At 34.8% G+C, this 13,412-nt stretch carries 17 protein-coding genes; 6 read left to right on the plus strand and 11 right to left on the minus strand.

Annotated features, from left to right (window positions below):
- Position 1: 1 nt before the first annotated feature.
- The 8 genes from rpsC to rpsJ all read right to left on the minus strand — a co-directional run bounded on the left by rpsC (position 2) and on the right by rpsJ (position 4,191).
- The gene (gene rpsC / locus BJS11_RS05115; protein ID WP_069995250.1) at positions 2 to 655 is read right to left on the minus strand and encodes a 30S ribosomal protein S3; all 654 of its coding nucleotides are present in this window, start codon (positions 653 to 655) and stop codon (positions 2 to 4) included.
- A 23-nt stretch (positions 656 to 678) separates the two neighbouring features.
- On the minus strand, positions 679 to 1,032 hold the full coding sequence (gene rplV / locus BJS11_RS05120; RefSeq protein ID WP_002482617.1) for a 50S ribosomal protein L22: 354 nt from the start codon (positions 1,030 to 1,032) through the stop codon (positions 679 to 681).
- 28 nt (positions 1,033 to 1,060) lie between these two features.
- Entirely contained in the window at positions 1,061 to 1,339 is a 279-nt protein-coding gene (gene rpsS / locus BJS11_RS05125) for a 30S ribosomal protein S19 (protein WP_069995249.1), read from the minus strand.
- 65 nt (positions 1,340 to 1,404) lie between these two features.
- On the minus strand, positions 1,405 to 2,238 hold the full coding sequence (gene rplB / locus BJS11_RS05130) for a 50S ribosomal protein L2 (protein WP_069995248.1): 834 nt from the start codon (positions 2,236 to 2,238) through the stop codon (positions 1,405 to 1,407).
- Between the two features lie 31 nt (positions 2,239 to 2,269).
- Positions 2,270 to 2,545: a 50S ribosomal protein L23 gene (rplW, locus tag BJS11_RS05135; RefSeq protein ID WP_002506966.1), complete on the minus strand. Its 276-nt coding sequence runs from the start codon at positions 2,543 to 2,545 to the stop codon at positions 2,270 to 2,272.
- Positions 2,545 to 3,168 (minus strand): 50S ribosomal protein L4, encoded by a 624-nt coding sequence (gene rplD, locus BJS11_RS05140; protein WP_069995247.1) that lies wholly within the window; start codon positions 3,166 to 3,168, stop codon positions 2,545 to 2,547. Before rplD ends, rplW begins: the two co-directional genes overlap by 1 nt.
- A gap of 26 nt (positions 3,169 to 3,194) precedes the next feature.
- On the minus strand, positions 3,195 to 3,854 hold the full coding sequence (gene rplC, locus BJS11_RS05145; RefSeq protein WP_069995246.1) for a 50S ribosomal protein L3: 660 nt from the start codon (positions 3,852 to 3,854) through the stop codon (positions 3,195 to 3,197).
- 28 nt (positions 3,855 to 3,882) lie between these two features.
- Positions 3,883 to 4,191: a 30S ribosomal protein S10 gene (rpsJ, locus tag BJS11_RS05150; protein ID WP_002471362.1), complete on the minus strand. Its 309-nt coding sequence runs from the start codon at positions 4,189 to 4,191 to the stop codon at positions 3,883 to 3,885.
- 356 nt (positions 4,192 to 4,547) lie between these two features.
- Between rpsJ and BJS11_RS05155 the strand changes: the two genes are divergently transcribed.
- Positions 4,548 to 4,934 carry a hypothetical protein gene (locus tag BJS11_RS05155; protein ID WP_069995245.1) on the plus strand — a complete coding sequence of 129 codons (387 nt, stop codon included), beginning with the start codon at positions 4,548 to 4,550 and terminating at the stop codon, positions 4,932 to 4,934.
- Between the two features lie 177 nt (positions 4,935 to 5,111).
- Here the strand turns inward: BJS11_RS05155 and BJS11_RS05160 are convergent, their stop codons facing one another.
- Complete coding sequence (locus BJS11_RS05160; RefSeq protein ID WP_069995244.1) at positions 5,112 to 6,446, minus strand: NCS2 family permease; 1,335 nt, start codon at positions 6,444 to 6,446, stop codon at positions 5,112 to 5,114.
- Positions 6,447 to 6,555: 109 nt separating this feature from the next.
- On the minus strand, positions 6,556 to 8,694 hold the full coding sequence (locus tag BJS11_RS05165) for a DNA topoisomerase III (protein WP_069995243.1): 2,139 nt from the start codon (positions 8,692 to 8,694) through the stop codon (positions 6,556 to 6,558).
- A gap of 124 nt (positions 8,695 to 8,818) precedes the next feature.
- Here BJS11_RS05165 and BJS11_RS05170 point away from each other — a divergent pair, with 124 nt between their 5' ends.
- The 3 genes from BJS11_RS05170 to BJS11_RS05180 all read left to right on the plus strand — a co-directional run bounded on the left by BJS11_RS05170 (position 8,819) and on the right by BJS11_RS05180 (position 11,650).
- Positions 8,819 to 9,688: a GNAT family N-acetyltransferase gene (locus BJS11_RS05170; RefSeq protein ID WP_069995242.1), complete on the plus strand. Its 870-nt coding sequence runs from the start codon at positions 8,819 to 8,821 to the stop codon at positions 9,686 to 9,688.
- Between the two features lie 179 nt (positions 9,689 to 9,867).
- Complete coding sequence (locus BJS11_RS05175; RefSeq protein ID WP_069995241.1) at positions 9,868 to 10,725, plus strand: RhaT/GlcU family sugar-proton symporter; 858 nt, start codon at positions 9,868 to 9,870, stop codon at positions 10,723 to 10,725.
- Between the two features lie 133 nt (positions 10,726 to 10,858).
- Positions 10,859 to 11,650 (plus strand): glucose 1-dehydrogenase, encoded by a 792-nt coding sequence (locus tag BJS11_RS05180; RefSeq protein ID WP_069995240.1) that lies wholly within the window; start codon positions 10,859 to 10,861, stop codon positions 11,648 to 11,650.
- A 106-nt stretch (positions 11,651 to 11,756) separates the two neighbouring features.
- Here BJS11_RS05180 and BJS11_RS05185 read toward each other — a convergent pair whose 3' ends face one another.
- On the minus strand, positions 11,757 to 12,668 hold the full coding sequence (locus BJS11_RS05185; protein WP_069995239.1) for an AEC family transporter: 912 nt from the start codon (positions 12,666 to 12,668) through the stop codon (positions 11,757 to 11,759).
- 148 nt (positions 12,669 to 12,816) lie between these two features.
- Here BJS11_RS05185 and BJS11_RS13775 point away from each other — a divergent pair, with 148 nt between their 5' ends.
- Both BJS11_RS13775 and mspA read left to right on the plus strand, forming a co-directional pair.
- Positions 12,817 to 12,993, plus strand: coding sequence for an SE1832 family protein (locus tag BJS11_RS13775; RefSeq protein WP_167351808.1), 177 nt, complete (start codon positions 12,817 to 12,819; stop codon positions 12,991 to 12,993).
- A gap of 64 nt (positions 12,994 to 13,057) precedes the next feature.
- A complete protein-coding gene (gene mspA, locus BJS11_RS05190) occupies positions 13,058 to 13,375 on the plus strand; it encodes a membrane stabilizing protein MspA (RefSeq protein WP_069995238.1) in 318 nt (105 codons plus the stop codon).
- The last annotated feature ends 37 nt before the right edge of the window (positions 13,376 to 13,412 follow it).

Here is a 13,412-nt window from a genome sequence, read left to right on the forward strand (position 1 = left end):
ATTATTTTCCTCCTTCACTAGTGTTCTTAGTAGGAAGAACTTCTCCACGATAAATCCATACTTTGACACCTAATTTACCGTAAGTAGTGTCAGCTTCTGCATGCGCATAACCGATGTCAGCACGTAGTGTATGAAGTGGAACAGTTCCTTCTGAATATTGTTCAGCACGAGCGATGTCAGCTCCGCCTAAACGGCCTGATACTTGAGTTTTGATACCTTTAGCACCAATTTTCATTGCTCTTGTAATAGCTTGTTTTTGTACACGACGGAATGAAGCACGGTTTTCTAACTGGCTTGCAATATTCTCAGCAACTAATTTTGCATCTAAATCAACTTTTTTGATTTCGATTACGTTGATGTGTACTTTTTTGCTTGTTAAAGCGTTTAATTTGTTACGAAGTTTTTCAATTTCTGAACCGCCTTTACCGATTACCATACCTGGTTTACCAGTATGAATAGCGATGTTGATACGATTAGCAGCACGTTCGATTTCTACATGAGAAACTGATGCTTCTTTTAATGCGTTATCAATAAATTTACGGATTTTTAAATCTTCGTGTAATAATGATGCGAAGTCTTTTTCTGCATACCATTTAGCTTCCCAATCACGGATTACACCAACACGAAGTCCGATTGGATTAATTTTTTGACCCACAGTGTTCCCTCCTTAAAAATATATTAAGCTTCTTTAGCTTCTTCTTTACCGTCACTTACGACGATTGTAATGTGGCTTGTACGTTTGTTGATCGCACTTGCACGTCCTTGTGCACGTGGACGGAAACGTTTTAACGTTGGTCCTTCATTAGCATATGCTTCTTTAACTATTAATTCATCAGTGTTCATGTCATAGTTATGTTCAGCATTCGCTAAAGCGGACATTAATAATTTTTCAACTACTGGTGATGAAGCTTTGTTTTTTAATTTTAAAATTGCAATAGCTTCTCCAGCACTCTTGCCTCTAATTAGATCTAATACTAATCTAACTTTACGAGGTGCGATTCTTATTGTTTTAGCAACCGCTTTTGCTTCCATTGGAATTTCCTCCTCTACCTGTTAGAAATTATCTTCTAGTTTTTTTGTCGTCTGCAGCGTGACCTTTGAATGTACGCGTTGGTGCAAATTCTCCTAATTTGTGACCAACCATATCTTCAGTTACGAATACAGGCACATGTTTACGTCCATCATATACAGCGAATGTATGTCCGATAAAATCAGGGAAAATAGTTGAACGACGTGACCAAGTTTTGATTACTTGTTTTTTCTCGCTTCCGCTTTGTGCTTCAACTTTTTTCATAAGATGATCATCAGCGAAAGGTCCTTTTTTAATACTACGAGCCATAGTGGCGCCTCCCTTCTTATTGTATGCGTGCAGCTATTTAAGCCGCACACGTAAATAAGTTATTTTTATTTTTTCTTACGTCCACGAACGATAAGTTTGTCTGAAGATTTTTTACCACGACGAGTTTTCTTACCAAGCGTAGGTTTACCCCAAGGTGACATTGGAGATGGTCTACCGATAGGTGCACGACCTTCACCACCACCGTGTGGGTGATCGTTAGGGTTCATTACAGAACCACGAACTGTTGGGCGAATGCCTTTCCATCTAGAACGTCCTGCTTTACCAACGTTTACAAGTTCATGTTGGATGTTACCAACTTGACCAATAGTAGCACGGCAAGTTGAAAGAATCATACGAACTTCACCAGATCTCAATCTGATTAAAACGTATTTACCTTCTTTACCAAGTACTTGTGCACTAGCACCAGCTGAACGAGCAATTTGCCCACCTTTACCAGGTTTTAACTCGATATTGTGGATTACAGTACCTACTGGAATGAATTGTAATGGTAATGCATTACCTAATTTGATATCTGCATTTTCACCGCTTTCAAGTACTTGACCTACTTTAAGGTTTTTTGGAGCGATGATATAACGTTTTTCACCATCAGCATAAACTAATAATGCAATGTTTGCTGAACGGTTTGGATCATATTGGATTGAATCAACTTTAGCATTGATACCATCTTTATTACGTTTGAAATCAATAACACGGTATTGACGTTTGTGTCCTCCACCGTGATGGCGAACTGTCAATTTACCTTGGTTATTTCGTCCCGCTTTTTTCGGTAGCGGTTGTAATAATGACTTTTCAGGTGTAGTTTTCGTAATTTCAGCGAAATCTAAACTAGTCATATTACGACGACCATTAGTAATTGGCTTATATTTTTTTAGAGCCATTGTCGTTTACCTCCTTATTGGTAATTGTATTTTAGTTGAATAGATCGATTGATCCTTCTTTTAATTTAACGATTGCTACGCGTCTTTTGTTTGTATAGCCTTGGTAACGGCCCATGCGTTTTTTCTTAGGTTTGTAGTTAATGATGTTTACATTAGCTACTTTTACATCAAAGATTTCTTCAACGGCAATTTTAACTTGTGTTTTATTTGCACGAGTATCAACGTCGAATGTGTATTTGTCTTCAGCCATAGCAACTGAAGATTTTTCAGTGATTACGGGGCGCTTAAGAACGTCTCTTGCTTCCATTATCCGAGCACCTCCTCAACTTTTTTAGCAGCTGCTTCTGTGATTACTACACTGTCAGCGCTTGTAATATCTAGAACGTTTAACCCTTGAGCTGTAGTTACTTGAACACCAGGAATGTTACGTGCTGATAATGCAACGTTTACATCTTCTGATTCTGTTACTACTAATACTTTTTTTGGTTGTTCTAAATTAGAAAGTACAGTTTTGAATTCTTTTGTTTTAGGAGCATCTAAGTTTAATGCATCTACAACAGTTAAGCCTTTTTCTTGTACTTTGAAAGATAATGCTGAACGTAATGCTAAACGACGCATTTTCTTAGGCATCTTGTATGAGTAGCTTCTTGGTGTTGGACCGAATACGATACCACCACCACGCCATTGTGGCGCACGAATTGTACCTTGACGCGCACGTCCTGTACCTTTTTGTCTCCATGGTTTGCGTCCACCACCACGTACTGCTGAACGATTCTTAACAGCATGAGTACCTTGGCGTAATGAAGCACGTTGTAAGTTAATTGCTTCAAAAAGAACGCTATTGTTTGGTTCGATTGCAAATACTGCATCGCTTAGTTCAGCTGAACCTGATTTAGTTCCATCTACTTTTAATACATCATAATTAGCCATTATGCAATTCCTCCTTTCGTCGTAAATTATTTATTACCTTTGATTGATGATGTGATTTCTACAAATCCTTTTTTAGGACCTGGTACATTACCTTTAACTAAAATAACATTGTTTTCAGTGTCAACTTGAACTACTTCTAAGTTTTGTACTGTTACAGTGTTACCGCCCATACGTCCAGGCATTTTTTGTCCTTTAAAGACTCTTGAAGCATCTGATGCCATACCTACTGAACCTGGTGCTCTATGGAAATGAGAACCATGTGACATTGGACCACGTGCTTGATTATGACGTTTAATGGCACCTTGGAAACCTTTACCTTTAGATACGCCTGTTACATCAATTACGTCTCCAGCTTCAAATGTATTAACTGAGACTTCTTGACCTACTTCGTATTCATCAACGTTAACGTTTCTGAATTCACGAATGAAGCGCTTAGGTGCTGTGCCTGCTTTTTTAGCATGGCCTTCAGCTGGTTTGTTAGCATACTTGCTTGATCTGCTATCTTTTTTATAAGCTTTTTTATCTTCATAGCCTACTTGGATAGCGTTATATCCATCAATCTCTTCAGATTTCTTTTGTAATACAACGTTTTGGCTTGCTTCTACTACTGTTACTGGGATTAAATCACCGTTTTCTCCGAAAACTTGTGTCATCCCGATTTTTCTTCCTAAGATTCCTTTGGTCATCGAAAGTCCACCTCCTAATTTTTTTCTATTATAATTTGATTTCGATGTCTACGCCAGATGGTAAGTTTAAGCCCATAAGAGCATCAACTGTTTTTGGTGTAGGGTTAACAATATCGATTAAACGTTTATGTGTACGTTGTTCGAATTGCTCACGTGAATCTTTGTACTTATGCACGGCACGAATGATCGTGTAAACTGATCTTTCAGTCGGTAACGGAATTGGTCCAGATACATCTGCACCAGAACGTTTCGCTGTTTCAACAATTTTTTCTGCTGATTGATCAATAACTCTGTGATCATAAGCTTTTAATCTGATTCTGATTTTTTGTTTTGCCATAATTTTCCCTCCTTATTCGTCTACATTTAAGTGATAGACTTCTCCACGAAAACTATCTCACACAGCGCCATGGCAAAGCGGCCGGGTGTGTCAGTAACCTTTCGCTTCATCGCGTGTTCTTAAAGTCCAACATTAGATATGATACATGATAAACAGTGATTTATCAAGCTTTTATACAAAAGTTTTGAAACTTTTTGTCTAACACATACTTTGTTATTGTACTTTATTCAGTTATTCACTTCAACCACTTTCGAAAATTTTTTCATATAAATGTATTTTTTATTTCTACATATTCCAAATTATTATTCTAAATTTGTTTTATCCTATATAATAGTAACTGATAGGTGGTGACTTTAATGAAAAGTAGTATTCGCACTGTGTTATTAATATTGAGTTTAATTTTAATTATTAGTGAATTGATTTATGGTATTCCCTTCTTAGGTGGAAGTATTATATTAGGCTTTGGTTGGCAGCCTTTATTAATCAATGCATTTTTATATTTTGTAATGGTAATCATTTTAATAGTAGATAATCAAAATTCTATAAAACCAATGTTGTTTATTCCATTAATTGGTATCGTAGGTTCTTTCATTGCATTTATACCTTTAGTTGGCATGGTCGTACACTGGGCTTTATTCTTTTTAATGTTATTTTTTATATTTATTGTATTGTCTGCTCCACTATATGTACCCAATAAAAATGCTAAAGTAATTTATACTGAAGACAGACGCAACAAAAATTAATTTCTTTAGACTTAAATTTAATTTGTCATATTTTTATCAAGTACAAATCACAATTATAATAGTAGAAATAATTTTTTAAACATAGTGAATACGGGATAAAATATTAAATTAGCATATGCATACAAACAAAAGCACACTGTTAAATCGTCAATGGGCGACATAACAGCGTGCTTTTTATTATCCGTGAACAAAGATAAAATACAATATAAATAAAATCATGAGTGCGTACATTATTGGATGTACTTCTTTATGACGTTTTGAAATTAACATCGTTATTGGATAAAAGATAAATCCACAAGCAATACCAGTCGCAATTGAATATGATAATGGCATCATGATAATTGTTACGAATGCTGGTACAGCTACTTCAAATTTCTTCCAATCAATTTCAGCGAAGTTTGCAGCCATTAACACACCAACCACAACAAGTGCTGGTGTCGTCACCGCACTTGTAACGACCTCCATAAGTGGACTAAAGAAAATTGCCAGTAAGAAACAGAAACCGGTAACGACACTTGCAAATCCTGTTCTCGCTCCGACAGCTACACCTGAACTTGATTCAATATATGAAGTCGTAGTTGTAGTACCAAAAATTGCACCTACAATTGTAGCTAATGAATCTGAGAATAATGCACGACCTGCGCGTGGCATTTTATTATCTTTGATAAATCCAGCTTGAGTAGCAACTGCTACTAACGTTCCTGCAGTATCAAAGAAATCAATGAATAAAAATGTGAGAATAACAATTAAAAATTGTACAGTAAATAATTGACCTGGATCTTTAAAAGCTTCAAATGCTGCTCCAAATGTTGGTTCAATACTTGGAATTTGTCCTACAATTGCATTCGGTGTATGTATAAGACCTGTTAACATACCAACAATTGATGTTAAAACCATACCAATAAATATTGCACCTGGCACTCTAATTGCATATAAAATCACTGTACTTATAATCCCAAAAATGGCTAATAGTACGGGACCATCAGTAATATGGCCCAACGTTACAAGTGTTGAATCATTTTTAATAATGATACCTGAACTTTGTAAACCAACAAATGTGATAAATAATCCTATACCTGCTGATACAGCCATTTTCATCTGATATGGTATCGCATTAATGATGGTTTCTCGTAAACCAGTCATTGTTAATATGGCGAAAACTACCCCTGAAAATAGTACACCTGTTAAACCAACTTGCCACGGTATACCCATTGTTAAAACTACAGTAAATGCAAAGAACGCATTTAACCCCATACCTGGTGCTAATGCTATGGGATATCTCGCAATTAATCCCATAAATAATGAACCAATAAATGCTGCTAATGCAGTAGCAACGAAAATTGCGCCTTGATCCATTTTCATATTTTCAGAAACACCATCAACACCAGCCAAACTTAGTACTTGAGGGTTAACAGCTAAAATATAAGCCATAGACAAGAAAGTTGTAAGCCCACCAAGTATCTCTTTCTTATAGTTTGTGTCATGCTTTTCAAACTTGAAATACTTTTTCACGGTTAGTTCTCCTTTTTTTAAAATACTTACATATTCTAATACCAAATGAACTTTTTTACAATAGCAAACACGAACTTTGATTATAAATCCTTGCTATATGTTCGATTATTTAAAACTTCAACCCTTTTAAAGCGTCTTGGAATGGATTATTCTCCAATCCTTCATTATTATTCATATATTTTTTGAGATCTTTTTTGTTTACTTTATCTGATTTTTTATTTTTATGGCGTTTGTCCATTTGTGCTTGTGTTTCTGTGTGACCACATACACAACGATATACCGCTTCTTTGCCTCTTCCAAATAGCGTCATCTTCTTATGACAATTAGGACAACGGGCATTGGTTTTGCGTTGCACATTTTTCTTGGTTTTGCATTGTGGATCTTGGCATACAAGCATTTGTCCATTTTTAGTTTTCACTTTTATCATAAATTTACCACATGTTGGACACTCTGTTGTGGTTAAATTATCGTGCTTATAACGTTGCTCACTTGATTTGATATCTTCAACAACTTCATTCGTGAACGTTTTCATTTCAGAAATAAACTTTCTGACGTCATATTTACCTTGTTCAATCAACGATAACTTTTCTTCCCATTCTGCTGTAAGTAATGGTGAAGTCAATTTTTGTGGCGCTAATTCAAGAATTTGTTTCCCTTTAGACGTGACTTTAATCTTGCCATCTCGAGATTCAATCGCATTCATATTAAAGAGCTTTTCTATAATATCCGCCCTCGTCGCAACTGTACCTATACCGCCTGTTTCTTTTAACATCTTGTTGTGTTTTTTATCTTGAAGATCAAAGAATTTTTGTGGACTTTCCATAGCTTTCAATAATGAGCCCTCATTGAAATATGGTGGTGCAGTTGTTTCATGTTGTTCAATTTGTGTTTTAGTTATTTTTAATGTTGCGCCCTTTTGCAACTGACTTATTTCAGCAGGATCTTTTTCATGATCTTCATATACTGCTTTAAATCCAAGTTTCGTCGTAACTTTGTCCTTAAATGAAAATGTGTAATTATCCACTTTTAATTCAATCGCTACCGCTTCATATTCATGCGGTGGCATTAAATTTTCTAAAAATCGCTGCGCAATCATCATGTAAATTTTTGATTCGCGCTGACTTAACTGGCTCAAATCTGGGCGCACTTCAGTTGGAATAATCGCATGGTGATCCGAAACTTTACTATTATTCACAAACTTAAATTTTCCTGAAAATGAATTCGCCATCTGTTGTTTTGCATGTGGTTTAAGCGTCGTAGACATAATTGCTTGTAATCTGTCTTTAAGTGTCTCTACCATATCATCCGTTAAATAATTGGAATCTGTACGCGGATACGTAACAAGTTTATGGCGTTCATATAGTGCTTGTAATGTATTTAAAGTTTCTTTAGGTCCTAAATGGTAACGTTTGTATGCATCTTGTTGTAGATCAGTTAGGCTATACAATTGCTGTGGATATGCTTTTTTGTGCGTTTTGTTAATCGCTTCTATCTGAGCTTGTCCGCCATCAATATCTTTTTTAATTCGCTCTAACACTGTGCGATCCATATGAGATTGTGGCGTTTGACATTGATAAGTCAATCCACCCGCCGTCAATTTCATTGTATAGTAGGTCTGTGGCTTAAATTGATTTATTTCATTTTGTCTCATTTGAACTAATTGTATTGTCGGTGTTTGCACTCTTCCAAGTGAAAGCTGTGCATCATATTTAGTAGTTAATGCACGTGTTGCATTAATACCAACAATCCAGTCTGCTTCACTTCGTGCCAATGCAGCTTGATACAAATGATTATATTTGCGACCATCTTGTAGTTTACTAAAACCGTCTTTTATCGCTTTATTAGTTACAGAACTAATCCACAGTCTTTGTATTGGTTTTTTATTATGCGCTTTATCTAGTATCAAGCGCGCCACTAATTCACCTTCACGTCCAGCATCAGTAGCAATGATGATTTTATTGATTTTATCACTCTTTATGAGTGATTGTACTGTAGAAAATTGTTTTCGTGTTTTACTAATTACGACAGTTTTCATCTTATCTGGAATGATAGGCAAATCATTAAGGTTCCATTCTTTAAATCTACTATCATACTGTTCTGGTGTGGCATTTGTTACAAGATGACCTAGCGCCCATGTAACAATATATTTATTATTTTCAAAATAGCCATTGCGTTTTTCGTTTATATTTAACGCATTTGCAATATCTCTACCTACTGAAGGTTTTTCAGCAATAATCAGTGATTTCATAGTTTCGCCCTTTCAAGTTCTAATATAATATCCATTGTAACATGTATGTAGCACATCATAACTTCCATTTAATGCAAAAAATTCTTATAATTGACTTAACTGAATAACTTACGGAGGTATTGTTATGAAAATTACGCAATTAAATAGCTATGAGCAGATTGTAACTTTTATAAATGACGCTGATTACCATTCGGCCTCTTACTTATATAAACTACCGCAAGCACATGAAGATGTGGAAGCAACGATTAAACAAGCAATAGAAGATCCAGGCGTTTTTGCACAATTAGATGATCAAAACGACATAGTTATGTTATTACTCGCATTTAAATATGAAGATAATAAATATAAAGTTATTGGTCCTTTTGTAAAAAAATCAGTCTCACTCTCAAAGGACGATTTCAAATCATTATTTGCAGCACTTGCCCAAAGTAAACCCGATACTGCAAATTTTAATTTTTCTTTTGAAGAAAATGAACAGGCATATGCACCATACATGAAAGCAATTGAAGCTTCGTATAGTTTTACTGATTATCATCTCATATCTACACAAGATGTTGGTAAGGTAGATCATGCACAAAACATAACTGAATATCGCCCAGCCTATTATCGATCATTTAAAAAATTACATGATTACACGTTTAAGCACGATGTCATGACTACTGATGAAATTACAGAATCGCTAGATGAATATAACAAATTGTTTGTTTTTATGTCTGAAGGTCTCCTCAAAGGATATCTTTACATTCAAATTTTCCCTGCTACTAAAAGAGCAGAAATCAAATATTTTTCATCACATGCGGATTATAGATTTATGGGTATCGCATTTGACTTACTCTCTTACGCATTGCAGTTTACGTTTTCTAATTACAATATTGAGAGAGTTTATTTTAAAATTCGTAGTAAAAACAATACACTTGTTGAACGCTTTCATGAGTTGGGCTTTAACATTAATTATGAATACAAGAAATTTAAATATGTTGCCGCCCATCTCTAAACAATCCATTTAATTTAAAATGATAAACATTTAATTCATCATTTGTTACTAAAAACAAAAATCCAACTATAAATCATTGATTATTTTTTACTAAATTATTAATTTGCTTTAAACTAGATTTCACAGCAATCTAAATAGATTGTTTAAAGGGGAAAACAAAATAGAAAGCGTGAGTCAAAATGGATTTATTAATTGCGTTATTACCTGCATTATTTTGGGGTAGCGTTGTTTTAATTAACGTACTGGTTGGTGGTGGTCCATACAATCAAATCAGAGGGACTACTTTAGGTGCACTCATTATTGGTATTATTTTATTACTTACTGGGAATGCCAAGTTTGATAATATCACCGTGATTATTGTCGGTTTAATCTCAGGTGCATTTTGGGCACTTGGTCAAGGTTATCAACTTAAATCTATCAGTTTGATTGGTGTATCGAAAACAATGCCAATCTCTACTGGCTTACAATTAGTTGGTACAACATTGTTCAGTGCTGTGTTCTTAGGCGAATGGAGTACTGGTACACAAGTGACACTCGGACTTGTGTCAATGGTATTACTTGTAATTGGTATTGCGATGACTTCAATCAAAGGCAAGCATGAAGCCTCTGATAGTAATAGTAATTTTGGCAAAGCGATACCTATCTTACTTATTTCGACTGTGGGCTATGTCGTGTATGTTGTAGTCGCACAAATCTTCGGTGTAGATGGTATGAGGGCCCTCTTCTTCCAATCAATCGGTATGGCAATCGGTGGCTTGATTCTTTCTTCAAAACATGAAACATCGATTAAAAGTACAATTTGGAATATCATCCCTGGTGTCGTTTGGGGTATTGGTAACTTATTTATGTTCTACTCCCAACCTAAAGTGGGTGTTGCAACAAGTTTTTCATTCTCTCAATTGTTAGTTATTGTGTCTACACTAGGTGGTATTTTCTTATTAGGAGAACGCAAAGACAAACGTCAAATGATTGGTATTTGGGCTGGAATAGCACTTATAATCATCGCTGCATTTATTCTAGGTAATTTAAAAGGTTAATTATAATTTATTCACATACAAACATCATGAAGTTTAGAACATAGGACGATGGTTGGTTGATTCAACAATTTAACTTTCATATCCTACTTGTTCTAAACTTTTTATTTCATTTACTTATAAGGAGGCGTCAATATTGTTTAAAGAATTAGAAAATAAAGTTGTTGTTATCACTGGTGGAAGTAGTGGTATCGGTAAAGCCATGGTAGAACAATTCGGTAAAGAAAAAGCAAACGTAGTCATTAACTATCGCTCAGAAAAAAGCTTAGACGCAGTCGCAGAATCCATAAAGATCATCGAAGACGCAGGTGGTAAGGCAATCAAAGTACAGGCCGATATATCTAAAGAGGAGGATGTAAATCACCTTATTGCAACAGCAGTGTCTGTATTTGGAACATTAGATATCATGATTAACAATGCCGGTTTTGAAAAAGCAATTCCCACACATGAAATGCCTTTATCAGAATGGCAAAAAGTTATAGATATTAATTTAACTGGAGCGTTTATGGGGTCCAAAGCGGCAGTAAATCAATTTTTAAAAGAAGATAAAAAAGGTATCATCATCAATACATCAAGCGTTCATGATAAAATTCCTTGGCCGAATTACGTTAACTATGCTGCTAGTAAAGGCGGTTTAAAATTAATGATGGAAACGATGTCCATGGAATATGCACAATATGGTATCCGTATTAATAACATTTCACCTGGTGCTATTGTTACCGAACATACGAAGGAAAAATTCTCTGATCCAGAAACGCGAGCTGAAACACTTGAAATGATTCCAGCAAAAGTCATTGGCGATGCACAACAAGTGGCAAACGTTGCACGCTTCCTCGCATCTGACTTAGCAGACTATATTCATGGCACGACCATCTATGTTGATGGCGGCATGACAAACTATCCTGCATTTATGGGTGGTAAAGGATAAATAAGAAACTAAAAGGTTGGAAACAGACAAATGAAATCCTTGTCTATTTCCAACCTTTTTTGTTATACATTTGCAGCTACCCAAATATCGTAATATCTTATGAACACTATGATACAAATAATGCTTGATAGATATACAGAATTATAATACTAATGACAATCGTTAAATTTGTAACCATTCCAACAAGGGGTAATGTTTTATATTTAAACTGTATAGAATATGGAATTATAGCAACACCTACTGGTAAGAGCCACGCTACTTGTAATGTTGTCTTAATCATTTGATCGTCTACAGGTAGGAAATAATATACACATAAACCTGCAATGATTCCAAGTCCATAATGTGCCGCTATATATTTAAGGGCAATTGGCAAGAACCGTCTATCGATACTAAAATTAAGCATAAGTCCAAGTAATATCATGGATAATGGCATATTGGCACCAGATAACACGGAAAAGAAATCAATCATTGGTTCAGGAAAATGGATATCTAACATATTTAATATAAACATGATGATATAGGTCATTAATGGTACAGATTTCAAAATATTTTTTCCTAAATATTTAAAGTCAAAACTATCTCCGGCACTACTAAAATAACTGCCTACAAAATAAGTTACGCCAAACATAATAATAGCGCCACCGATATCTGCCATGCCGAAATAAATCATCCCAGTCTTAGGCCAAATTGCTTCGACCAATGGATATGCAAACAGTCCAATATTAAGTGATGCTATCATCATGCCAGTGGCGCCACGAATTTGATTATCATATTTTATAAAGAACCAAATAACAATGACTTTGGCAACCACACCATATAGAATCATCATTATAGGTAAGATGGACAGTGATATATCTAATTCAGCTTTATTTAAGTTTACAATTACTAAAGAAGGCAGAGTAACATTCAATACTAACGTAGAGAATACTTGGCTATCGTTAGCTTTAAAATAATTAATTCGTTTAAGTATGTACCCTAATGCGATGAGTAAAATAATAATGATAAATTGTTGAGTCACGCTAATGCCTTCTTTCACTTCGTTATTTCGTTTTCATGCTACTTTCATACCTTAACATATCAATTGGTTGTTTTAGAAGCTTTCAAATCCATGATATAATACGAATCAATTGATAAAGATAATTTACTATTTAAAGGAGTGCGTATCCATGGACCTAAATGAAAAATTAGCTGAACTTAAATATGATTATGTTAGATTACAGGGTGACTTAGAAAAAAGAGAATCTGTAAACCAATCAGTAGACCCACTAGTTAAACAGCTAGAAAATATAGAACAGGAAATTGCAGCGGTTCGTTCAGAAATTAGACAAAAAGAACACAAATAACATTCTAGTAAATCTATTTTTAACATGCTAAGATTAATGGCGAACATAGAAAGGAAGTAAATTCATGCAACTATATCTTATCTTTTTACCAGTATTGTATCTTATTGTTGCTTACATAAGCATATTTAGAATGGATACAATTATCACACGCATATTGCGTATTATAATGGCATTACTTTTATTATTTGTAGTCGCTTTGACGACAATGTCTTTGCCAGCAATTAATTGGTGGGTATTTGTCATCTTACTACTGTTAGTAGGTAATGTTGAAGTTACTGCCTTTAAGCACATTAAAAAAGATGCAAAGGCAATCCAAATTTTAAACATTATAAGTGTTCTTTTATTTGTTATCTATGCTATTTTAACATTAGTATTATACTAATAAAGCATATTATGGCAAGATATATATACTGAAATCA

The sequence above is a fragment of the Staphylococcus caeli genome, from assembly GCF_900097965.1.
Taxonomy (GTDB): Bacteria; Bacillota; Bacilli; order Staphylococcales; family Staphylococcaceae; genus Staphylococcus; species Staphylococcus caeli.

Excerpts from the sequence above, each read along its gene's own strand:
- rplC (WP_069995246.1), bottom strand. The coding sequence starts at position 3,854 with ATGACCAAAGGAATCTTAGGAAGAAAAATCGGGATGACACAAGTTTTC.
- mspA (WP_069995238.1), top strand. The coding sequence starts at position 13,058 with ATGCAACTATATCTTATCTTTTTACCAGTATTGTATCTTATTGTTGCT.
- BJS11_RS05175 (WP_069995241.1), top strand. The coding sequence starts at position 9,868 with ATGGATTTATTAATTGCGTTATTACCTGCATTATTTTGGGGTAGCGTT.
- rplD (WP_069995247.1), bottom strand. The coding sequence starts at position 3,168 with ATGGCTAATTATGATGTATTAAAAGTAGATGGAACTAAATCAGGTTCA.
- rpsS (WP_069995249.1), bottom strand. The coding sequence starts at position 1,339 with ATGGCTCGTAGTATTAAAAAAGGACCTTTCGCTGATGATCATCTTATG.
- BJS11_RS05155 (WP_069995245.1), top strand. The coding sequence starts at position 4,548 with ATGAAAAGTAGTATTCGCACTGTGTTATTAATATTGAGTTTAATTTTA.
- rpsJ (WP_002471362.1), bottom strand. The coding sequence starts at position 4,191 with ATGGCAAAACAAAAAATCAGAATCAGATTAAAAGCTTATGATCACAGA.
- BJS11_RS05165 (WP_069995243.1), bottom strand. The coding sequence starts at position 8,694 with ATGAAATCACTGATTATTGCTGAAAAACCTTCAGTAGGTAGAGATATT.
- rplB (WP_069995248.1), bottom strand. The coding sequence starts at position 2,238 with ATGGCTCTAAAAAAATATAAGCCAATTACTAATGGTCGTCGTAATATG.
- BJS11_RS13775 (WP_167351808.1), top strand. The coding sequence starts at position 12,817 with ATGGACCTAAATGAAAAATTAGCTGAACTTAAATATGATTATGTTAGA.
- rplW (WP_002506966.1), bottom strand. The coding sequence starts at position 2,545 with ATGGAAGCAAGAGACGTTCTTAAGCGCCCCGTAATCACTGAAAAATCT.
- rplV (WP_002482617.1), bottom strand. The coding sequence starts at position 1,032 with ATGGAAGCAAAAGCGGTTGCTAAAACAATAAGAATCGCACCTCGTAAA.
- BJS11_RS05170 (WP_069995242.1), top strand. The coding sequence starts at position 8,819 with ATGAAAATTACGCAATTAAATAGCTATGAGCAGATTGTAACTTTTATA.